The sequence below is a fragment of the Arthrobacter sp. Soil_N43 genome (assembly GCF_057655195.1).
The window spans coordinates 1-21,212 of record NZ_JBDGML010000065.1; the positions used below are offsets into that span (position 1 = coordinate 1).

A 21,212-nucleotide genomic window follows, 5' to 3' on the forward strand; every position below is an offset into this window, starting at 1 on the left:
GTCGGACTGAACACCGGCTTGGTTTCCAACCCGGCGGCACCCTTTGGCGGCGTCAAGCAGTCCGGGCTGGGACGCGAAGGCGGCAAGATTGGCATCGAAGAGTTTCTTGAGATCAAATACGCGGCGCTGGCTGTCTAACGAATATGTAGTATGCGATCGCTGATTGAGGGTATATCGATGGCCGCAACGGAAAGACAATTTGTCCTGGAAGGAAGACCCACCGCGCAACTGATCGCCGATCAGCTGCGCGAACAAATCGTCCGCGGGTCCATCCGGCCCGGGCAACAGATCAACGAATCCCTCTTGGCGCGCCAGCTTAACACGTCCAGAGGTCCTCTCCGGGAAGCCCTACAACGCTTGTGCCAGGAAGGGATCCTCATCAGCCGGCGCAACTATGGAGTGTTCGTCTTGGAAGTTGAAAGGCATGACCTGAGAGAGATCTACGAGCTTCGTGAGTCCCTCGAATCCGCCGCCGCCAGCAGGCTGTTGGAGGGCAGCCCGAAGCAGATCCAAGACACCTGCGAACTGCTGAAGGAAGTTGTGGGGGAAATGGCGAAGCACGTGGCCGCTTCCGACTGGCAGACCATTGCAGGGCTTGATATGCAGTTCCATTCATGCCTCGTTGCCGGCATCGGAAATTCTCGTCTTATCCGGATCTACAAGACGCTGGCGGCTGAATCAAGAATGTGTATCCTCAACCTGGAAGTCTCCTACCCAAGGGTGGACCTCCTGGTAGAGGAACACCGCAACATCCTGGACCTATTGGAGGCAGGCGACAGGGATGGACCCCTCAAGGCCATCAAGCGGCACATGCAAAAAGCCGTTGAGGACCTCACCGCAACTCAGCGGGACAAGCCCCTCTATGCCTGAACACTTCTCTTGGCAGCAGCTCCAAACGCCAGGAGGGCGGGCCGTTGGAGTCCGTTGCAGGACTCGAACCTTCTTGAGTTCTGCAACGACCACCGTAGTTGTCGACCATCACAAACCCTGATCCGGCAGTACCGTGGGGCCGCCTAGGCCGGAACGGGCGACCTGTATAATCGACAATCGACAAAGGAGGCGGCGATGGACCGCAAGTTCAAGTGGCAAGAACAGCGGACCACGACGCCCGATGGTGTCTACCGCGTGCTCCGTACTGCCATCCTGGACGGAACTGTGCCTCCCGGCGAACAGCTGCGTGAGACCCACATTGCTACTGATCTCGGGATAAGCCGATCCCCACTACGAGAGGCGCTGACCAAGCTTGAAGAGGAAGGACTAGTCGTAAAGATCCCCTTCCGGGGATCGTTCGTTGTGGAGGTGAGTGCTCGCGACGTCGCCGAGATCGCATCCATCCGCATACTTGTCGAGCCTTACGCTGCTGAGCTCTCTGCAGAAACGCTCCGCGGTCCTGAGCGCCTTCGCTTGAAGCAAACCATCGAGGAACTCTACCGAGCCACAGACACCAACGACATCCCGGCCAGCATTGACGCCCACCTGCGCTTCCACAGGCTCTTCTACGAATTTTCGGGGAACGCCGCCCTGCAAAGCCTTTGGAACGGTTGGGAAAACAAGCTGCGTCTCTACCTCGCGGTCGACCACCGTACTTACAACGACCTCCACGACATCGCTGTTGAGCACGAGAAATTGGCGTCACTTGCTTTAGAGGGTGACATCGAGGGCTTCCGCCAAGAGCTGGTCAATCAATTCCAAAACGCGCTCCGGGCCGAACCCTAACCAGGGATGTAGCACGCCCGGAGATCAACATAACGAGAACCCTGAGGACCGGCGTTCGGTGGTGTGGGCGTGTCCAAGAATGAGGGGCGCGCCGGGAGCCAATGGGAATAGATGATCGATACTTCATTTCTGGAGTGCACGTACGACAGTGTCTTCCCGTCCCGAGGACCTCTGACGACGCGGGAAAAGGTCTAGTCTCGGACGTATGAGCAGCGATCCCGTGCCTGGGACGAGGTTCCCGGACGCTCCGTCTTACGATGTGCACCGCCGCGTCGTGGAGACGTATGCGCGCGACCTCCCGAGCAGCAACAGCCTGCTGGACGCCCTCGCCAAGCGGACAAGCCGCGGGGGGCGCAAGGCCGAGTTCGAGTTCACGGCCACTCCATACAACTTTTGCGAGGTCCTCTGCGTGGTGTCCCCGGAGACTGCGGTGGCCCTGCTCGACGCGGGCGTTACGACGGCGGACGAGGCCGTCGCGTTCCTCGAAAAGCAAGGGCTCGACGACCTCGTCGAGGACAACCACGACGCCGCGGAGGCCGCGCTCCGCTGGTCGGCGATGCCTTCGGAAGTGCTCGACCGCTTCCAGCACTCCCCCCTGTCCTTCTATGAGGACCCGGAGGGCTTCGGGGAGAAGCTGGGGGAGGACCTGCTCGGCAAGCTTCGGAGGAACAAGACGGTCTGGGCCGCCGTGCAGGAGCGCAGGATCGATCTTCGAGACATCCTCCAGATCGGCATCTCGCGGTTCCTCGACGCCGAGGACGACGAAGGTACCCTCAGTGGGCTGCTGGCCAGCCTGAAGTCGGGCTCGGATCAGCCGGTCCGGGCCGAGGACATCGGCGGCTGGATCGAGCGGTTCGGGATTGGGCTGGGGACCCCGAACGAGGTCAAGACGGGCCTCTACCGGCTCGCGGTACGGTTCGGCGGCGACTTCGCCGCGCAGATCCCACGGGATGCCCGCACCATGAGGCTTGCCAGCGGCCTCTCGCGTGCCGCCCACGGCGAGAGGCGCGGTCTCGACTTCGAGCGGCGCCTGATCCTGTTCGGGGCGGAGGTCTTGGCCGGGGCCTCGCGGGCGGTAGGGCTGTCAACCTTGCCGGACGAGCACGGCCTGATGTTGCTTGCCGACGCGGGGATTACGGCCGCGCAGGCAGCCGAGGGGTACCTGAGGGGGATGAGCGCGGCCCAGATGGTCGCGGTGCACCGGGACGGCACTATCCCCGGCGTTTCAGACGGCTGGATCTGAGTTCGCGTCAAACGGAAAAGCGCGCATTATGCATGGTGCAGGCAACGGGTAGCCACGCCCCACACCGTGAGCTCGGCCAGGGCCGGGACGCCTACACTACGGCACCTGGGTCCACGGGTCGCCCGGCGAGGCGCGGTGCCACGTCTGTCGGTGGCCATCCGATTCGCGCGCGACGTCGGTGAGCCAGAGTGTAGTGTCGGGGTCCCATCCTCGCACCATCGAACCCTCAACGGGCGAAGGCTCTATTTGCCTGAAGGAGAACGCACAGGTTAAACCGTCAGCGGCAACGCCCTACTCCGCCGGATCCGGGAGTGCTTCACTGAAAGGTACGACGACGGCCACGCCGCCTTTCTCCGCCACCGGAGGTACTCGAATGCGCAAGATCATCCTCATGATGTCGGTCTCCTTGGACGGATTCTTCGAGACGGCCGACCGGGACATCAGCTGGCACCTCGTGGATGACGAACTCCTCCGCCACTTGAACGAGCAGTTCCGGACGATGGGAGCCTTCATGTTCGGGCGCGTCACCCATGATCTGATGGCAAAGTACTGGCCGACTGCCGACCAAGATCCGGACCTCTCGGCGGAAATGGTTGAGTTCGCCGGGATCTGGCGCGAGATGCCCAAGTTCGTCTTTTCACGGACCCTCACGCAGGCAAACTGGAATACCACGGTGATTCACGACGTCGTGCCGGAACAAATCGCGGAACTGAAGGCGCGGCCCGGCGGCGACATTGCCCTGAGCGGCGCCAATTTGGCCTCCACCTTCATGCGGCACGGCCTGATCGACGAATTCCGGATTCTCGTGCATCCCGTGGTCCTGGGGCAGGGCAAGCCGCTGTTCGCGGCCCCTGATGTCCGGATGGACCTCAGGCTCGAGGAGGCGCGGACATTCGGCAACGGCGTGGTTTTACTCTACTACGCGAACGACGTCGCCTGAGGGGCCCAGCAGCCAGTACCGGCTGAGGCTGCAAGGCTATCGAGCCTCGGCTGTTCAGCGGATGACCCGATAGCGCACGTGGGTGACGAAGCGGGTACCGCGGACTTCCGTCTGCTCCAGTTTGACGTCCCCGACGCCGTCCAGCAGCCGCTCGCCCGCTCCCAGGAGGATGGGCGCGGTGTGGAGCCGGAGCTCGTCGATCAGCCCCGCCGAAAGGTATTGCTGGACGGTCTGCGCTCCTCCGGCAATGGCCACGTCCTTGCTGCCGGCGGCCTTCCGCGCCTGGGCCAGCGCCGATTCGATCCCGTCGTTCACAAAGTTGAACGTGGTCCCGCCCTGCATCTCCAGCGGCTCGCGTGGATGATGGGTCAGAACGAACACGGGCGCGTGATAGGGCGGCTCCTCACCCCACCATCCGCGCCATTCCTCATCCCACGTCCCGGGACCCGCAAACATGTTCCGTCCCATGATGTAGGCGCCGGCCGCGAGGATGCCGTCGAGCTCGGCTGCGTTGGACTCGGCGTCTTCGAACATCCACCTGTGCAGGAGCTCGCCGCCCTCACCCAGGGGGTCCGCCAAAGTTTGGTTCGGCCCGGCGAGGAAGCCGTCGAGGGAGATGGTCAGATCGCACGTGACTCGGCTCATGCGCCCATCATGCCACCACTGTGCGGTCCGGGTCCTGTGGCAATTGGGCAAAACGAAACCCCGCCTTCAAGGCGGTGGCCTTGAAGACGGGGTTTCTCATCTGTGCACCCCCCGGGACTTGAACCCGGAACCCATTGATTAAGAGTCAATTGCTCTGCCAATTGAGCTAGAGGTGCATCTGCTGTTTCGTTCAACCGCGGGCTTTGTTTCCCTCGTTGACCTCCGCAACGACATGAAACTCTACACGAACTTTTGGCCGGTGTGAAATCGGGCCCCGGGCGGCATTGTGCGGCTAGCCGGACAGGCTCAAAATCAGCACAGAATCAGGGTTTCTGTTGTTGGTCAGCGCCCACAGTTCCCCGTTCGGGGCCAACGAAACGTTCCGGATACGGCCATATTGGCGTGTGAAATAGGCCACAGGACTTCCGGCATTTTCGCCCTCCAGCGGAACGGTCCAGATCCGCTGGCCGCGGAGGGCGCCCAGGTACGCCGTGTTGCCGACGATCTCCAGGCCGCTGGGGGACGACTCGGCCGTGGAGGGCCAGACGACTTTGGCGTCGATGAACCCCTGGCGGCCGGGCGCGCCGGTAACTTCGGGCCAGCCGTAGTTTCCGCCTGGCTGGATCAGGTTGAGTTCGTCGTTGACCTCCGGGCCGAACTCGCTGGCCCAGAGCCGGCCCTCGCTGTCCCAGGCGAGGCCTTGGACGTTCCGGTGGCCCAGGCTGTAGACGGGACTGTTGGGGAACGGATTTCCGGGCGCCGGCTTCCCGTCCCTGGTGAGCCGAAGGATCTTCCCGCCCAGGGCGTTCCGGTCCTGCGGCTGTTCGCGGCGCTGCGAATCGCCGGTCCCCACATAGAGGTAGCCGTCGGGGCCAAAGCGGATCCTGCCGCCGTTGTGCGTGGACGCTTTGGAGATGCCGGAGAAAATGACCTGCGGCTCGCCGAGCTGCAGACCGCCGCCTGTTCCGGTGTCCTCGAGGCGCAGCCGGGCGATCCGGTTGTCCTCGGCCGCAGTGAAGTAGACATACAGGAACCTGTCGGAGCCGTAGCTGGGGGACAGGGCCAGGCCCATGAGCCCGCCTTCACCGCCGGGAACGACGTCGGGCACTTCGCCGATGGTGCTGATCTGGCCGTTCCGCACGGATTTCAGGAGTCCGGAATCACGCTCGGATATCACCGCCGTCCCGTCCGGCAGGAACACCGTGGACCAGGGCAGCTGCAGGCCCTCTATCGTGGTGCGGACCCGGGGCACCCCGGGCGTGGTTGCAGCGCCTGTTCCGGGACTCGCCGACGCCGTCCCCGGAGTTCCGGCAGCGCTCGCGGTCCCCGTCCCCGGTGTCACGGCAGGCGACGGGCCGTTCCCTCCCGCGGGCCCGGCGTCTGCTCCGGTGCAGCCCGCGAGCACGAGCACCATAGCCACCGCCGCCGCGCCCACTCCGGCGGGCATTGACCTGCCGGAGCCGGTCTGCTCGGCTCCGGCAGTGGTACTGCGCGTCCTGTTGGTCATCATGGTCCTGCCCGCCCCGGGTTGCCTGGTGTCTATCAGTGGTCCGTCGTGAACCGCGCTGTCAGCGTCTGGTCCTGCGGGGAGCCCGGAACCCTGCAGCCTCGGCGTGCGCGGGGGAGAGGAACCACGTGTCCGCGCGCGCCTCCTCATAGCCTGAACTGTCCTCGTCGTAGTAGGTCATCGATCCGGTATCGGCCTTCACCGTGTAGCCCTCGGGCCCGCTGCCGTCCGCTGCGGAGGCCGCTGACCCCTCACCGTAGGGCTGCCCTGCAGCATCCGCCACCCCTGCGAGCTCCTCGCTGACTGGTACCGTCGCCGCGGCCGCGGCTTCCAGGTGTCCGGCAGGCTCGGCAACGTGGCTGGCGTCGGACTCGGTGGCAGCTGATGACTCCATCCTCTGCCGGGTCTCGGCCTCCGCATCCACATCCTCCGCAGCCGCCGATTCGGCTCCGGGCAGGGTCGGGGCGTGCGGCTCGGTGTACTCAGGGTGATGAGCGGGCGCGGCCTGAGTGGCCGCTGCAGCCTCCGCAGCCGGCGGGTGCGCTGCCGGCGCTGTTCCGGTCCGGGCGCTGGATTCCGACCATTGCGTGTCCCACTCGGCCTTGTCCTCATCGTCCTCCCAGTCATCGACGTCGCCGCCGGAGGGAGCGTGGGTCCCGGCGGCCGGCCGCGGGGTGGCGGCGTCCCAGGATTCGATGTCCGGTTCCACGTCCTCGGGGTTCGCCTGGCCCGGTCCGGGGGATTCCGGCCGGACGGGTGCCTGTTGGGGTGTCGGTGCCGCTGCCGGGGCGGACTCGGCAGCGGCAGGCCCGGCAGCGGCGGGCCATACGCCTGCAGCCGGGGCACTGGATCCCTGGAGCGGAGTGGTATTTACCTGGCCGGTCCCGTTTGCGTCGCTGGCTCCGGCGGCGCTGCCCGAATTGCGGTTCAGCAGCCACCAGACGGCGGCAATGATCAACACGATAACGATGACCCAGATAATCCACTCCATAGCAAAGCCCTTCTGTCGAAAACGCGAGGTTGCCGTTGCTTGACGGTACGTCGCTGTCAACATGGCTGTCTAGGTTTGTCAATGCCGGCCCCGGTCCGGACGGCACCGCCCGGTGGAATTCACCGGTCCACCTGCGGTGACGTAGCCTCGCTTCATGGACTTCAAGCGGCTCCGGATACTGCGGGAACTGGGGGACCGCGGCTCGGTGGGTGCCACGGCCGAGGCTCTTGGAGTAACGCCGTCGGCGGTTTCCCAGCAGCTCAAGACGCTTCAGGACGAACTCGGAGTGGCGCTGATCGCGAAGTCCGGCAGGGGCGTCCGGCTGACCGAGGCAGGCTCCGCCATGGCGCGCGCGGCGGCTGAAGTGGCGCTGGCCATGGCACGGGCCGAAGCGACGGTGGACACCTACCGCAAGGGCTGGCAGACGCAGGTCAAGGCTGCCTTCTTTCCCAGCGCCGCGGAGATGCTGCTTCCGGGCCTCCTGCACCGGGTGGCGGCAATCGGCGGACTGCGGTTTGAAGCCCACCTGGAGGATCCCGGGGTGGCCGGATTCGCCGGGCTTGCGGCGGATTACGACATCGTCCTGGCTCACAGCGTGGACGGCCCGGAGGTCTTTGCGCGGCGCGGTCTGGTGGTGGTGCCGCTGCTGAACGAACCGCTGGACGTGGCTGTCCCGGCCGGCCATGTGCTGGCTGAGAAAGCCAGCCTGACCGCCGAGGACGTTGTGGGATTTCCGTGGATGGGGGTTCCCGAAGGATTCCCGTTCGATACCGTGCTCCGCCAGATTGAGGCGCAGGCCGGCGCGACCGCGTTGCGTGCCCAGCTGTTTGCAGACCTTCGGGTGCTCGAGGCCCTCGTCAGCGCAGGCCACGGACTGTCCCTGCTCCCTCGCTACACGTCGTCGGGAAACCAGGGACGGGGCTTCGTCCTCCGCCCCCTGACCGGCGTCACGGCGCGCCGCAGCATCGTTGCCCTCACCCGGCCGGACGTGGCAGCGCGGACCACCATCCGGCTGGTTCTGGACATGCTCCAGGCGGAGGCGCAGCAACTGGCGGATGAACTGCCGCCCGCGTGACGCCGGCCACGCCGGCGGAAGAACGCCCGCCGCTATTCCATTATTTGAGACGGTAGTCCACCATCTGGGCGAAATATTCCCGGAATTGCGGTGAACGGCCTAGCTCGTGTCGTTGGCCCCCCGATCGGAGTCATAGACTTTGACCCATGAGTGAGGACACCCTGATCGAAACCGACAACAAGCCTGACATTAAGCCCCGGAGCCGGGTTGTCACTGACGGCATTCACGCAGCTCCTGCGCGCGGCATGTTCCGTGCAGTGGGGATGGGCGATGATGACTTCGCCAAGCCCCAGATCGGCGTCGCGAGCTCCTGGAACGAGATCACTCCCTGCAACCTTTCCCTGAACCGGCTGGCCCAGGGCGCCAAGGAAGGCGTCCACGCAGGCGGCGGGTTCCCGATGCAGTTCGGCACCATCTCCGTTTCCGACGGCATTTCCATGGGCCACGAGGGCATGCATTTCTCGCTGGTCTCCCGCGAGGTCATCGCCGACTCCGTGGAAACCGTGATGCAGGCCGAACGCATCGACGGTTCAGTGCTGCTGGCCGGCTGTGACAAGTCGCTGCCGGGCATGCTGATGGCCGCGGCACGCCTGGACCTGGCCAGCGTGTTCCTGTACGCCGGGTCCATCATGCCGGGCTGGGTCAAGCTGGAGGACGGCTCCGAAAAGGAAGTCACCCTGATCGACGCCTTCGAGGCCGTCGGTGCCTGTGCCGCGGGAAAGATGAGCCGCGAGGACCTGGACCGCATCGAAAAGGCTATCTGCCCGGGCGAAGGCGCCTGCGGCGGAATGTACACGGCCAACACCATGGCCTGCATCGGCGAGGCCCTGGGCATGTCCCTGCCCGGCTCGGCTGCCCCGCCCTCGGCAGACCGCCGCCGCGACGAGTTTGCCCGCAAGTCCGGCGAAGCCGTGGTGAACCTGCTGCGCCTGGGCATCACTGCCCGCGACATCATGACCAAGAAGGCGTTCGAGAACGCCATCGCGGTGACCATGGCATTCGGCGGCTCCACCAATGCCGTCCTGCACCTGCTCGCCATCGCCCGCGAGGCCGAGGTCGAGCTGACACTCGATGACTTCAACCGCATCGGGGACAAGATCCCGCACCTGGGCGACCTCAAGCCCTTCGGCCGTTACGTGATGACCGACGTCGACAAGATCGGCGGCGTGCCGGTCATCATGAAGGCACTGCTCGACGCCGGACTGCTGCACGGCGACTGCCTCACCGTGACAGGCAAGACCCTTGCCGAGAACCTCGCCTCCATCAACCCGCCGGACCTGGACGGCAAGATCCTCCGCGCGCTGGACAACCCGATCCACAAGACCGGCGGCATCACCATCCTGCACGGTTCCATGGCGCCGGAAGGCGCCGTCGTCAAGAGCGCCGGCTTCGACGCCGACGTCTTCGAAGGGACGGCGCGCGTGTTCGAGCGCGAACAGGGCGCCCTCGATGCCCTGGACAACGGTGAAATCAAAGCCGGTGACGTCGTGGTGATCCGCTACGAGGGTCCGAAGGGCGGCCCGGGCATGCGCGAGATGCTCGCGATCACCGGCGCCATCAAGGGCGCGGGACTGGGCAAGGATGTCCTCCTCCTGACCGACGGGCGCTTCTCCGGCGGCACCACGGGCCTGTGCATCGGCCACGTCGCTCCCGAAGCCGTCGACGGCGGCCCCATCGCCTTCGTCAAGGACGGTGACCGGATCCGCGTGGACATCGCTGCCCGCAGCTTCGACCTGCTGGTGGACGACGCCGAGCTTGAGTCGCGCAAGGAAGGCTGGGAGCCGCTCCCGGCCAAGTTCACCAAGGGCGTCCTGGCCAAGTACGCCAAGCTGGTGCACAGCGCCTCCACCGGCGCATACTGCGGGTAGCGGGCGATGCCTTCCCCTTGCGTGAGGCGCTGAGCGCCTCACGCAAGGGGCCCCTCGGCATCACCCTCATTAAGCCCTGCCGCCTACGTGGTGAGGCTACGGTCCGGTCCCACCGTTGAAGAGGATCAAAAAGTGGACAATGATGTCCACATGGTGAGATCGCGTTTCGCTTCGTTGACACGCATCCCGCCAGAGGGAAAACTGAACGCATGATCGCATTCGTTACCGTCGGCACCGCTCTGGGTGTATCCGTCGTCCTTACCAAGCGCGTGGCTCCATAGCCCGACTGGTAACGAACTGTCACGCGCAACCCCTCGAAGAGCCGCCAGGCTGAGGGGTTTTTTTATTTTCCAGCGTGGCAGCTGTTTGAGCTTTCATGCAGCACCACCCAATCCAAGATCCACTAAGGAAGAGTCCGATGAGCAAAGGATCGCCGATCAGCCCCTCGCTGATGGCTACTAAGTCCGCTGGAGCCCCCAAGGCTCCGGAACGCGCCGACCGGACGGCTGAAACCGCCGTCGGCGCCGACACTGCTGCAGCCGCCTCTCCTGTCCTTGGGCCGAACAACGTCGTACCCCCGACTGTGATGACCGGCTCAGAAGCAATTGTCCGTTCGCTCGAAGAACTCGGCGTCGACGACATTTTCGGTTTGCCCGGTGGCGCGATCCTGCCCACCTACGACCCCTTGATGGCCTCCAAAATGAACCACGTTCTGGTCCGTCACGAACAGGGAGCCGGCCACGCCGCGCAAGGCTACGCCATGGTCACCGGGCGGGTGGGCGTCTGCATCGCCACCTCAGGCCCCGGTGCCACCAACCTCGTCACCGCCATCATGGATGCGCACATGGATTCCGTTCCGCTCGTGGCCATCACCGGCCAGGTCTCCAGCGGAGTAATCGGCACCGACGCGTTCCAGGAAGCCGACATTGTGGGCATCACCATGCCCATCACCAAGCACTCGTTCCTGGTGACGGACCCCAACGACATTCCCCATGTCATGGCCGAGGCCTTCCACCTCGCCTCGACAGGGCGTCCGGGGCCGGTCCTCGTCGATGTCGCCAAAGACGCCCAGCAGGGCCAGATGACCTTCTCCTGGCCGCCGAAAATCGACCTGCCGGGTTACCGTCCGGTGGTCCGCGGCCACAACAAGCAGGTGCGTGAAGCCGCCAAGCTGATCGCGGCAGCCAGCAAGCCCGTACTGTACGTTGGCGGTGGTGTCGTCAAGGCCCACGCTGCCGCTGAACTGCGTGAACTCGCGGAACTGACCGGCGCCCCCGTGGTCACCACGCTGATGGCCCGCGGCGTCTTCCCGGATTCGCACCCCCAGCACGTCGGCATGCCGGGCATGCACGGCACGGTCTCGGCCGTGACTGCCCTGCAGCAGTCGGACCTCCTGATCACCCTGGGCGCACGCTTCGACGACCGGGTCACCGGCGTGCTGAAGACTTTTGCGCCGAACGCCAAGGTGATCCACGCGGACATCGACCCTGCCGAGATTTCCAAGAACCGCACCGCCGATGTCCCGATCGTCGGCTCGGTGAAGGAAATCATTCCTGAGCTGACCGAAGCTGTCCGGACACAGTTCGGCACATCCGGCACCCCGGACCTGGCCAGCTGGTGGGCCTTCCTGAACAACCTCAAGGAAACCTATCCGCTGGGATGGACCGAGCCCGAGGACGGCCTCAGCGCACCCCAGCGCGTCATTGAGCGCATCGGTGCGCTGACCGGGCCCGAGGGCATCTACGTCGCGGGCGTCGGCCAGCACCAGATGTGGGCGGCGCAGTTCATCAAGTACGAGCGCCCGCACGCCTGGCTGAACTCCGGCGGCGCCGGCACCATGGGCTATGCGGTTCCCGCCGCCATGGGCGCCAAAGTGGGGGAGCCGGACCGCGTGGTCTGGGCCATCGACGGCGACGGCTGCTTCCAGATGACCAACCAGGAACTGGCCACGTGCGCCATCAACAAGATCCCCATCAAGGTTGCTGTCATTAACAACTCCTCGCTGGGCATGGTGCGGCAGTGGCAGACACTCTTCTACGAGGGCCGCTACTCCAACACGGACCTGAACACCGGCCACGAGACCATCCGGATCCCGGACTTCGTCAAACTCGGTGAAGCCTACGGATGCGCGTCTTTCCGGTGCGACCGTGACGAGGACATCGACGCCACCATCCAGAAGGCCCTGGAAATCAATGACCGGCCCGTGGTCATCGACTTCGTGGTCAGCCCCGACTCCATGGTGTGGCCGATGGTGCCCGCCGGGGTCAGCAACGACCAGATCCAGGTTGCCCGCAACATGACCCCGGAATGGGAAGAGGAGGACTGATCATGAGCCGCCACACACTGTCCGTTCTGGTCGAAGACAAGCCCGGTGTGCTGACCCGCGTGGCCAGCCTTTTCGCCCGCCGCGCCTTCAACATCAATTCACTGGCCGTCGGCCCCACGGAAGTTCCGGGCATGTCCCGGATGACCGTCGTCGTCGATGCAGACGGTGACCTGATTGAACAGGTCACCAAGCAGCTCAACAAACTGGTCAACGTGATTAAGATTGTTGAACTGACTTCCGAATCTTCCGTACAGCGCGACCACATCCTGGTCAAGGTACGTGCGGATGCCGCAACTCGTCTGCAGGTGACCCAGGCCGCAGACCTGTTCCGCGCTTCAGTGGTTGACGTCTCCACAGACTCCGTGGTCATTGAAGCTACCGGCCACCCCGAAAAGCTCACGGCACTGCTGTCGGTGCTGGAGCCTTTCGGTATCCGCGAAATTGTGCAGTCCGGCACCCTGGCCGTTGGACGGGGATCCCGCTCCATGAGTGACCGGGCGCTGCGCTCCGCTTAGGCACTGCCCAAGCGGCACGCTTCGCCTGTAACCGCACCACCACACCTATCTACAACAAATCCACTCACGAGGAGTTAAGCAAGTGACTGAAATGTTCTACGACGACGACGCAGACCTGTCGATCATCCAGGGTCGCAAGGTGGCCATTGTCGGCTACGGCTCCCAGGGTCACGCCCACGCGCTGAACCTGCGCGATTCCGGCGTCGACGTTGTGATCGCCCTCAAGGAGGGTTCGAAGTCAATCGCCAAGGCGGAGGAAGCCGGCTTCAAGGTCAAGAACGTTGCGGACGCCGCCGAATGGGCCGACGTCATCATGATCCTGGCACCGGACCAGCACCAGCGCGCGATCTACAACGACTCCATCAAGGACAAGCTGACCCCCGGCAAGGCCCTCGCCTTCGCCCACGGTTTCAACATCCGCTTCGGCTACATCCAGGCTCCGGAGGGCGTTGACGTCATCCTGATCGCCCCGAAGGCTCCGGGCCACACGGTCCGCCGCGAATTCGAGGCCGGCCGCGGCATCCCGGACATCATCGCCGTGGAGCAGGACGCTTCCGGTTCCGCGTGGGAACTGGCCAAGTCCTACGCCAAGGCCATCGGCGGCACCCGCGCCGGTGTCATCAAGACCACCTTCACCGAAGAGACCGAAACGGACCTCTTCGGCGAGCAGTCCGTCCTGTGCGGCGGCGTGTCCCAGCTGGTCCAGTACGGTTTCGAGACCCTGACCGAGGCCGGTTACCAGCCGCAGATCGCCTACTTCGAGGTGCTTCACGAGCTCAAGCTCATCGTTGACCTCATGTGGGAGGGCGGCATCGCCAAGCAGCGCTGGAGCGTTTCCGACACCGCAGAGTACGGCGACTACGTCTCCGGCCCGCGCGTCATCACCCCCGAGGTGAAGGAAAACATGAAGGCTGTCCTCGCCGACATCCAGAGCGGCGCGTTTGCCAAGCGCTTCATCGAAGACCAGGACAACGGCGCCGTCGAGTTCAAGGAACTGCGCGCCAAGGCAGAGCAGCACCCGATCGAGGGTGTCGGCCGCGAGCTGCGTTCCCTGTTCTCCTGGCAGCAGCAGGACCAGGACTACGTAGAAGGCTCCGCAGCCCGCTAAGGCTGCACGCCTGGCGCCATACAGAGCGCAACAGTGAGGCCGGGTTCACACTTAACAATGTGAGCCCGGCCTTTCCGTCAGCCTAGACTTGATTTATCCCCAGGACTGCTATGCAGAGGATCAGCCGTGTCAAAACCCGTAGTACTGCTCGCCGAAGAACTTTCGCCCGCCACCATCGAGGCCCTTGGCCCGGACTTTGAGATCCGCCAGACCGACGGCGCCGATCGTTCCCAGTTGCTCTCTGCCATCGAGGACGTTGACGCCATTCTGGTCCGTTCCGCCACCAAGGTGGACGCTGAGGCCATTGCCGCCGCCAAGAACCTGAAGGTCATCGCCCGTGCCGGCGTCGGCCTCGACAACGTCGACATCAAGGCCGCCACGCAGGCCGGCGTCATGGTGGTCAATGCCCCGACGTCCAACATCGTCTCGGCCGCCGAGCTCACGGTCGGCCATATCCTGAGCCTTGCCCGCCACATTCCACAGGCCAGTGCCGCCCTGAAGGACGGCGAATGGAAGCGCTCCAAGTACACCGGCATCGAGCTCTTCGAGAAGAAGATCGGCATCATCGGCCTGGGCCGCATCGGCGCCCTGGTCGCGGCCCGTCTCCAGGGCTTTGATACGGAAATCCTCGCCTACGACCCCTACATCACCTCCGCCCGTGCCGCCCAGCTCGGCGTGAAGCTGGTGACCCTGGACGAGCTCCTCGCGCAGTCGGACTTCATTACGATCCACATGCCCAAGACTCCTGAGACGGTCGGCATGCTCGGCGCGGATGCCTTCACCAAGATGAAGTCCACCGCATACGTCATCAACGTCGCCCGCGGCGGGCTCGTGGACGAGGAAGCCCTCTACACGGCACTGCAGGACGGTCAGATCGCCGGCGCGGCAGTGGACGTCTTCGTCCAGGAGCCCAGCACCGACCTGCCGTTCTTCAAGCTGGACAACGTAGTGGTGACCCCGCACCTGGGCGCCTCAACCGACGAAGCCCAGGAAAAAGCCGGTGTCTCCGTGGCGAAGTCCGTCCGCCTGGCACTCGCCGGCGAGCTCGTTCCGGATGCCGTGAACGTCGCCGGCGGCGTCATCGCCCCCGACGTCCGCCCGGGCATCCCGCTGATCGAGAAGCTGGGCCGCATCTTCACGGCGCTGACGCACGACTCGCTGACCCAGATCGACGTCGAGGTTGCCGGTGAGATCGCCTCCCTGGACGTCAAGGTCCTGGAACTCGCGGCGCTGAAGGGCATTTTCGCCGACGTCGTCACCGAACAGGTGTCCTACGTCAACGCCCCCGTCATCGCCGAACAGCGCGGCATCAACGCCCGCCTCATCACCACCCCGGATGCCGAGGACTACCGCAACGTCCTGACCCTCCGCGGCGCCCTGAGCGACGGCAGCCAGATCTCCGTTGCCGGAACCCTGACCGGCCCCAAGCAGGTGCAGAAGCTCGTCGGCGTCAACGGCTACGACGTCGAAATCCCCATCAGCGAACACCTCGTGGTGGTCTCCTATGCGGACCGGCCCGGTGTCATCGGCACCATCGGCCACATCCTGGGCATGAACAACATCAACATCGGCGGCATGCAGGTGGCCCGGAACGCAGAAGGCGGCCAGGTCCTGGCGCTGCTGACCATCGACAGCTCCGTCCCGCAGCAGGTGCTGGACGCGATCAAGGCCGGCATCGGTGCCGAGATGGTGCGTGAAGTGGACCTCGAAGACTAGGAAGATGAACACAGGGTGAACTCCACGCCGCGCAGTTCACCCTGCCGAGTATGATTGGCCGGTCTGCGTACAATGGCTAGGTCCGAATTAAGGATCTTGCCGGCAGGCCGGCCAATACTTTTTGTACGCCCGCAAGGGACAAACCTTCACCTCCAGCGGTGATGAGGCGTGCGCACGCCATCCAGGTTTTTCAGGGAGCCCAATGAATGCCGTCCAGAGGTTCATCAGAAGCAAAGTGCTGCTGCTGACCGCTGCCATTTTGATCGCCGCAATGTGTCTGTCCGTCCTGGTTCAAACCCAGTCGCAGGCAGCGCTGAACCGGACCGTGGACGAAAACTCGCGGGGGCTCTACGACATCCTGGTCCAGGCCAAGGCCGGTTCCGGCGGTGCATTGATGCAGCCGGAGATCGCCACCGGCCAGGGCGGCATCAGCTTCGACCAGTTGCAGGGCATCCGGGACCTTCAGGGTGCCTCCGTTGCGGCGCCGATCAGCCTGGTCTCCCGCGTTACCCAGAACCTCGAGGCACCGAGGCTTGAGGCGATGGACTACCTTGGCTTCAACTCCGGACTTGTCGGCACGGCCACGGCCGGAGACCCGAGCGCAACCGATCCCGGCAAATGGCCTGCGGCAGAGTCGGTGCTGGACGAGACCCCCAAGAAGTACCGCCTGACGGCCAGCGCCACGAGTTCGGACGGCTCATCCGAGCAGACGCTCTTCAAGTCCTCGGCCGAGGGAACCCTCGGCAAGGGCCGCCTCGTTGAAGAACAGACCGACGGCGGCACGAGCGTCCGGATCGCGGGACCCGCGGGGGAGACGGGCATCAAGTTCCCGGCACCCGCCGGCGGCTCGGAGCACAACCTTTTCAACCTTACGGTTGCGCTGCCCATGGCGCCGGAAGTCACAGAGTCCGTGGTCGCTGTCGACCCCGTTGCCGAGCGCGCGCTGCTCGGATCCGCAGGAGACTTCCTGGCCCCCCTGGAGAAGGCGCCGCCCGCCGACGCCCGCAACGCCGCTGCAGTTGGCCAGCACTTTGAGAGCCTCTTCACCAGCGGCATCAGCATGAAGGAACTGGAGGAGGGGCCGGACTTCCTCGGCGTCAAGCTCAAGTACTGGGCCCCGCTGATGACCCAGTACCAGCAGGCAAAGATCAGCGGCCAACTGACCGAGGATTCCCAGGCGATTCCGCTGATCGTCCGCTCGGGCACATCCCTTGACCTGAAGTACTCCGTGAAGATCGAGGAAATCGACGACGCCGGAAATGTGGTCAAGGACGTCGGAACCGTTGACCGCTCCCTCGGCAAGGACTACCTGCCGTTCGTTTCAAAGTCGCCCTTCGCCCTCTCCTGGCCCGGGTCCACGGACCACTCCAAGCTGCTGGGCAACCCGGCAAGCTTCGGACGCGGCCTCTACACCCCCGCCACGTGGAGCACCAACTTCGCCTCCGCGCCCAAGTACGCAGACGGCTCCACCGCGGCCAACGGCGCCGTGGACAAGACCGCCACGCCAGGCGAGTGGGTAACCGTCAACCGCCTCCCGGAAAAGACGGCCGCCGGCGAGCCTGTAGACCAGACCCAGCGGAATCCGGTCGATGAGCGCTCCTACCGGGAAAACCTTGACACGGGGGAGAAGCTTGCCTCTCCGCTTGCCATGGTCTACGGAACGTTCGACCCCGCCGCCGTCCAGGAAGCGGCCGGCGACGTCAACAGGCTGCCGCTGGGAGGCTACGACCCCGCCCCGCTGACCCTCACCAAGGATGCCCAGGGCAAGGACGTCCAGGACACAACTCTGAAGCCTTCGCTGAGTGCCACGGGACTGGCCAGCCAGTCGGCCGGCGCCATCACGGACTACTACGGCCTCGCGGCCGCCCGCGGCTACGAGAAGAACGCCTCGGTCATTGACGCAGTGCGTGTGCGCGCCGCCGCACCCGGAAGCTGGAAGCAGGTCCAGCCGGACGTTGAGAAGCTGGCCAACGAGATCCGCGACATGGGCCTGGAAGCCACCATCGTGGCAGGGTCCGCCCGCGAGGACGCCAACATCTTCGTCCCCGGCTACTCAAAGGACGGCGCCGGCAAGGAATCGGCGCTGGGCACTGTCCAGCAGTCATGGGTCAGGCAGGACGCGGCCGACGCCGTGAGCGGGTCGCTGACGGCCACCAACATCACGCTGCTCTTCCTGACTCTCTGCGGCGCGGCGCTGCTGACAGGGGCATCCACCGTGAGCTATGTCCGCCAGCGGCGCCGCGAGGCCGGCACGCTACGCGCCATGGGCTGGACCCAGCGGAGGATCCGCTCGTGGGTCCTGGAGGAATTCGCCGTGGGCGCCGGGCTGCTGGCCTTGGCCGGCATCATCCTGAGCCTGCTGAGCTGGAACCTCGCCACGGTGATTGTTTCGGCATCCGTGCTGGTGCTGTACGCCGCAGCGGCGTTCTTCGCCGCGCAGCAGCTGCGGCACCGCGAGGAGATCGACCAGGAACCGCAGCACGACGAGCGGCTCATCGCTGTTGACTCACCCCTGACGTTTGCCAACCGGCAGCTGACCACCAACCGCTTCAATGCCATCTCGCTCGCGGTGGCGGTCGGCGTGTTCGGCGCGGCAGTCGGCGGCCTGATCGCCCTGCTGATCGACATCCCGCGCGCCGCGGGCGCCAGCGCACTGAGCGGAATGGCCGCTGCCAGCGTTGCCCTGCCGAGCATCATCCTGGGCCTCGCCGGCGTTGCGGTCGGACTGCTTCTGACCCTCGTCACCGGCCGTTTCGAGCTGCAGGCCAAACGCCAGTACCTCGGCACGCTTGAGGCGATGGGCTGGAACCCCGACATGCTTGGACAGGTCCGGTTCTTCGAGAACGTCCTGGTGGGCGCCGTGGCAGTGCCGCTCGGCGTCCTGGGCGCCCTCGGCGTCGGACTGCTCCTCGCTCCCTATGCCGCGCTCTGGGCCGCCGTGGCCGGGCTCGTGGCCGTACTCTGCTGGATTCCGATTGCAACGAAAGTAGTCCAATGACCAACGACCTTAACCTTCGCCGGGCGCGCGGGAACGACGACGGCGAAGGCCCGCTCCAGACGCGCGCCAACACCCTCGTCAAGGCCGCCGATCACGGTACACCGCTCGAGCTGAACAACATCACCATCCGCTACGGCGGCGGCAAAGGCGGAGCCGACGCCGTCAGCGTAGTGGAGGGATTCGACCTGACGCTGCACGCCGGTGAGATGCACTGCGTCGCCGGCCGCAGCGGCTCCGGCAAGACCAGCATCCTGACGGTGGGGGCGGGCCTCACGCTGCCGACGTCGGGCCGGGTGCTGTGGGAGGGCGAGTCGCTCGAAAGCATGGGCGACGACGAGATCGCCGACCGCCGCCGCGCCCTCATCGGCTACGTCGACCAGGGCGGAGCGCTGATTGACGGCATGAGCGCCCTCGAGAACGTCCTGCTGCCGGCTGTTCCCGACGGCGAAGTGGACCAGCGCCGCGACATGGCCAAGGACCTGCTCGACCTGGTGGGCCTGGGGCGCAGGATGCGGCACCGCCCCGCCCAGCTGTCCGGCGGTGAGCGCCAGCGCGTCGCCATTGCCCGCGCCCTCATTCTGGGAACGCGCGTGCTCGTGGTCGATGAGCCCACGGCGAGCCTGGACCGGGCCTCGGCCAACCGCATCATCAGCATCCTGAAGGACACGACCTCCGACGGCATTGCCGTCCTCGTTGCTTCACATGATCACGAACTGGTCCGGCTCAGCGATACGCTGACCGAACTGATCTAGATCCATCCCTCCGCACCAAAGGTAACCTTCCGCCCGTGACTTCCCCAGACAAGAGCCCGTTCTACATCACGACGGCCATCACGTACCCCAACGGTGTGCCGCACATCGGCCATGCCTACGAATACATTGCCACCGATGCAATGGCCCGCTTCAAGCGGCTCGACGGCTACGACGTGATGTTCCTGACCGGCACTGACGAGCACGGGCTGAAGATCGCCCAGGCGGCGGAGAAGGAAGGCCTCGCGCCCAAGGAGCTCGTGGACCGGAACGCGGAAATCTACAAGGCGGCGCACGCGGCCCTGGGCATCTCCTATGACCGGTTCATCCGCACGACGGATGCCGACCACTATGCCGCCTCACAGGCCATCTGGAAGAAGATGGAAGCCAACGGGGACATCTACCTGTCCAAGTACGAGGGCTGGTACTCCGTCCGTGACGAGGCCTACTACGGTGAAGACGACACCGTGGTCAAGGAGGACGGCGCGCGGTACACCAAGGAGACCGACACCCCGGTGACCTGGACGGCCGAGGAAAGCTACTTCTTCCGCCTCTCCAACTACCAGGACAAGCTGCTGGCGCTCTACGAGGCGCAGCCGGAATTCGGAGCCCCGCAATACCGCTTCAACGAGGTCATCAGCTTTGTGAAGCGCGGTTTGGAGGACCTGTCCATCAGCCGCACCACCTTCGACTGGGGCGTTCCCGTGCCAGGCAACGACAAGCACGTCATGTACGTGTGGGTCGACGCCCTCACGAACTACCTGACCGGGGCCGGCTACCCGGACGTTGAATCGGAGTCTTTCAGGAAGTACTGGCCCGCGGACGTCCACATCATCGGCAAGGACATCTCGCGCTTCCATGCCATCTACTGGCCTGCCTTCCTGATGAGCGCCGGCCTGGAGCTGCCGAAGCGCATCATGATCCACGGCTTCCTCAACAACAACGGCGTCAAGATGTCCAAGTCCCTGGGCAACGTGGTGGCCCCCGAGGACTTCGTAGCCCAGTACGGCCTTGACCAGGTCCGGTTCTTCTTCCTGCGCGAAGTTCCCTTCGGTGCCGACGGCAGCTACAACCACGAGGCGATCGTGGGCAGGATGAACTCCGACCTGGCGAACAACTTCGGCAACCTCGCGCAGCGGTCCCTGTCCATGGTGGCGAAGAACTGCGAGGGGCTGGTACCGGTGCCCGGCGCGTTCACCGCCGAGGACCAGGCCATCCTTGCCCAGGCAAACGCCCTGCTTGGCCAGGCGCGTGCCGCCTTCGACAAGCAGGAATTCAGCCGCGCCCTCGAAGCCATCTGGGGCGTCTTGGGCGACACCAATGCATACTTCGCCGAGCAGGCCCCGTGGGTGTTGCGGAAGACCGACGTCGAACGCATGCAGACGGTACTCTACGTGACGCTCGAGGTGCTGCGCGTCGTGGCCATCCTGGCGCAGCCGGTCATGCCGGGCGCCATGGCCACGCTGCTCGGCGCTCTGGGCCAGCCGGAAGGCGACGCCCGGCAGTTCACTGCGATCCCCGTGCCGATCGTGCCCGGGACCAGCCTCCCCGCACCGGTTCCGGTCTTCCCGAAGTACGAGGAACCTGCCGAAGCCTGAGCCTGATTCCCTCCCGGCGGCGGCCGCTGCCGGGAGACCCCCGTGCCCCCGTTATGACCAGGGCACGGGGGTTCTTTTCGTTGTACCCATACCCGCGCCGCCCCTATCCAAGTGGTGGCAGGTACAAACGGGCGCCAGAGCCGGCACCACCAAGTAGAAGGCCCCCGAATAAGGCGTAGTGACTACTCGGGACTGCTGCAGAACCGCATCCTACCCT

17 protein-coding genes and 1 tRNA gene are annotated in these 21,212 nt (G+C 65.1%); 14 read left to right on the top strand and 4 right to left on the bottom strand.

Going from position 1 to position 21,212, the window contains the following annotated elements; all coding sequences use genetic code 11:
* The 5 genes from AC3A3W_RS05950 to AC3A3W_RS05970 all read left to right on the top strand — a co-directional run.
* Window positions 1–138 (top strand): aldehyde dehydrogenase family protein (locus AC3A3W_RS05950; RefSeq protein WP_487441166.1); only part of this gene is annotated, 138 nt, incomplete at its 5' end.
* 39 nt (window positions 139–177) lie between these two features.
* Complete coding sequence (locus AC3A3W_RS05955; protein WP_487441104.1) at window positions 178–870, top strand: GntR family transcriptional regulator; 693 nt, start codon at window positions 178–180, stop codon at window positions 868–870.
* Between the two features lie 195 nt (window positions 871–1,065).
* Complete coding sequence (locus AC3A3W_RS05960) at window positions 1,066–1,716, top strand: GntR family transcriptional regulator (protein WP_487441105.1); 651 nt, start codon at window positions 1,066–1,068, stop codon at window positions 1,714–1,716.
* A 205-nt stretch (window positions 1,717–1,921) separates the two neighbouring features.
* Window positions 1,922–2,959 (top strand): hypothetical protein, encoded by a 1,038-nt coding sequence (locus AC3A3W_RS05965; protein ID WP_487441106.1) that lies wholly within the window; start codon window positions 1,922–1,924, stop codon window positions 2,957–2,959.
* A gap of 373 nt (window positions 2,960–3,332) precedes the next feature.
* Entirely contained in the window at window positions 3,333–3,899 is a 567-nt protein-coding gene (locus tag AC3A3W_RS05970) for a dihydrofolate reductase family protein (protein ID WP_487441108.1), read from the top strand.
* Between the two features lie 54 nt (window positions 3,900–3,953).
* Here AC3A3W_RS05970 and AC3A3W_RS05975 read toward each other — a convergent pair whose 3' ends face one another.
* From AC3A3W_RS05975 to AC3A3W_RS05990, 4 genes are all read right to left on the bottom strand, one after another.
* A complete protein-coding gene (locus tag AC3A3W_RS05975) occupies window positions 3,954–4,544 on the bottom strand; it encodes a dihydrofolate reductase family protein (protein ID WP_487441109.1) in 591 nt (196 codons plus the stop codon).
* Between the two features lie 103 nt (window positions 4,545–4,647).
* A tRNA-Lys gene (locus tag AC3A3W_RS05980) sits at window positions 4,648–4,720 on the bottom strand.
* Between the two features lie 116 nt (window positions 4,721–4,836).
* On the bottom strand, window positions 4,837–6,054 hold the full coding sequence (locus tag AC3A3W_RS05985) for a PQQ-dependent sugar dehydrogenase (RefSeq protein WP_487441111.1): 1,218 nt from the start codon (window positions 6,052–6,054) through the stop codon (window positions 4,837–4,839).
* 58 nt (window positions 6,055–6,112) lie between these two features.
* Window positions 6,113–7,042 (bottom strand): sunset domain-containing protein, encoded by a 930-nt coding sequence (locus AC3A3W_RS05990; protein ID WP_487441113.1) that lies wholly within the window; start codon window positions 7,040–7,042, stop codon window positions 6,113–6,115.
* Window positions 7,043–7,196: 154 nt separating this feature from the next.
* Between AC3A3W_RS05990 and AC3A3W_RS05995 the strand changes: the two genes are divergently transcribed.
* From AC3A3W_RS05995 to metG, 9 genes are all read left to right on the top strand, one after another.
* Window positions 7,197–8,117 carry a LysR family transcriptional regulator gene (locus AC3A3W_RS05995; RefSeq protein WP_487441115.1) on the top strand — a complete coding sequence of 307 codons (921 nt, stop codon included), beginning with the start codon at window positions 7,197–7,199 and terminating at the stop codon, window positions 8,115–8,117.
* Between the two features lie 146 nt (window positions 8,118–8,263).
* Window positions 8,264–9,985, top strand: a complete 1,722-nt coding sequence (ilvD, locus tag AC3A3W_RS06000) for a dihydroxy-acid dehydratase (protein WP_487441117.1) — start codon at window positions 8,264–8,266, stop codon at window positions 9,983–9,985.
* 418 nt (window positions 9,986–10,403) lie between these two features.
* Window positions 10,404–12,311 carry an acetolactate synthase large subunit gene (locus tag AC3A3W_RS06005; protein ID WP_487441119.1) on the top strand — a complete coding sequence of 636 codons (1,908 nt, stop codon included), beginning with the start codon at window positions 10,404–10,406 and terminating at the stop codon, window positions 12,309–12,311.
* A gap of 2 nt (window positions 12,312–12,313) precedes the next feature.
* A complete protein-coding gene (gene ilvN, locus AC3A3W_RS06010; protein WP_055796055.1) occupies window positions 12,314–12,826 on the top strand; it encodes an acetolactate synthase small subunit in 513 nt (170 codons plus the stop codon).
* Between the two features lie 82 nt (window positions 12,827–12,908).
* Window positions 12,909–13,934, top strand: coding sequence for a ketol-acid reductoisomerase (gene ilvC, locus AC3A3W_RS06015; protein WP_487441122.1), 1,026 nt, complete (start codon window positions 12,909–12,911; stop codon window positions 13,932–13,934).
* Between the two features lie 126 nt (window positions 13,935–14,060).
* The gene (gene serA / locus AC3A3W_RS06020) at window positions 14,061–15,650 is read left to right on the top strand and encodes a phosphoglycerate dehydrogenase (RefSeq protein WP_487441124.1); all 1,590 of its coding nucleotides are present in this window, start codon (window positions 14,061–14,063) and stop codon (window positions 15,648–15,650) included.
* 202 nt (window positions 15,651–15,852) lie between these two features.
* A complete protein-coding gene (locus AC3A3W_RS06025) occupies window positions 15,853–18,648 on the top strand; it encodes an ABC transporter permease (RefSeq protein WP_487441126.1) in 2,796 nt (931 codons plus the stop codon).
* Window positions 18,645–19,400: an ABC transporter ATP-binding protein gene (locus AC3A3W_RS06030; RefSeq protein WP_487441128.1), complete on the top strand. Its 756-nt coding sequence runs from the start codon at window positions 18,645–18,647 to the stop codon at window positions 19,398–19,400. The genes AC3A3W_RS06025 and AC3A3W_RS06030 overlap by 4 nt, the downstream gene beginning before the upstream one ends.
* A gap of 35 nt (window positions 19,401–19,435) precedes the next feature.
* Window positions 19,436–20,995, top strand: a complete 1,560-nt coding sequence (gene metG, locus AC3A3W_RS06035) for a methionine--tRNA ligase (RefSeq protein WP_487441129.1) — start codon at window positions 19,436–19,438, stop codon at window positions 20,993–20,995.
* The last annotated feature ends 217 nt before the right edge of the window (window positions 20,996–21,212 follow it).

Bases quoted from the DNA above. Each gene is read 5' to 3' on its own strand.
- AC3A3W_RS05955 (WP_487441104.1), top strand. From the start codon at position 178: ATGGCCGCAACGGAAAGACAATTTGTCCTGGAAGGAAGACCCACCGCG.
- AC3A3W_RS05960 (WP_487441105.1), top strand. From the start codon at position 1,066: ATGGACCGCAAGTTCAAGTGGCAAGAACAGCGGACCACGACGCCCGAT.
- AC3A3W_RS05965 (WP_487441106.1), top strand. From the start codon at position 1,922: ATGAGCAGCGATCCCGTGCCTGGGACGAGGTTCCCGGACGCTCCGTCT.
- AC3A3W_RS05970 (WP_487441108.1), top strand. From the start codon at position 3,333: ATGCGCAAGATCATCCTCATGATGTCGGTCTCCTTGGACGGATTCTTC.
- AC3A3W_RS05975 (WP_487441109.1), bottom strand. From the start codon at position 4,544: ATGAGCCGAGTCACGTGCGATCTGACCATCTCCCTCGACGGCTTCCTC.
- AC3A3W_RS05985 (WP_487441111.1), bottom strand. From the start codon at position 6,054: ATGATGACCAACAGGACGCGCAGTACCACTGCCGGAGCCGAGCAGACC.
- AC3A3W_RS05990 (WP_487441113.1), bottom strand. From the start codon at position 7,042: ATGGAGTGGATTATCTGGGTCATCGTTATCGTGTTGATCATTGCCGCC.
- AC3A3W_RS05995 (WP_487441115.1), top strand. From the start codon at position 7,197: ATGGACTTCAAGCGGCTCCGGATACTGCGGGAACTGGGGGACCGCGGC.
- ilvD (WP_487441117.1), top strand. From the start codon at position 8,264: ATGAGTGAGGACACCCTGATCGAAACCGACAACAAGCCTGACATTAAG.
- AC3A3W_RS06005 (WP_487441119.1), top strand. From the start codon at position 10,404: ATGAGCAAAGGATCGCCGATCAGCCCCTCGCTGATGGCTACTAAGTCC.
- ilvN (WP_055796055.1), top strand. From the start codon at position 12,314: ATGAGCCGCCACACACTGTCCGTTCTGGTCGAAGACAAGCCCGGTGTG.
- AC3A3W_RS06025 (WP_487441126.1), top strand. From the start codon at position 15,853: ATGAATGCCGTCCAGAGGTTCATCAGAAGCAAAGTGCTGCTGCTGACC.
- AC3A3W_RS06030 (WP_487441128.1), top strand. From the start codon at position 18,645: ATGACCAACGACCTTAACCTTCGCCGGGCGCGCGGGAACGACGACGGC.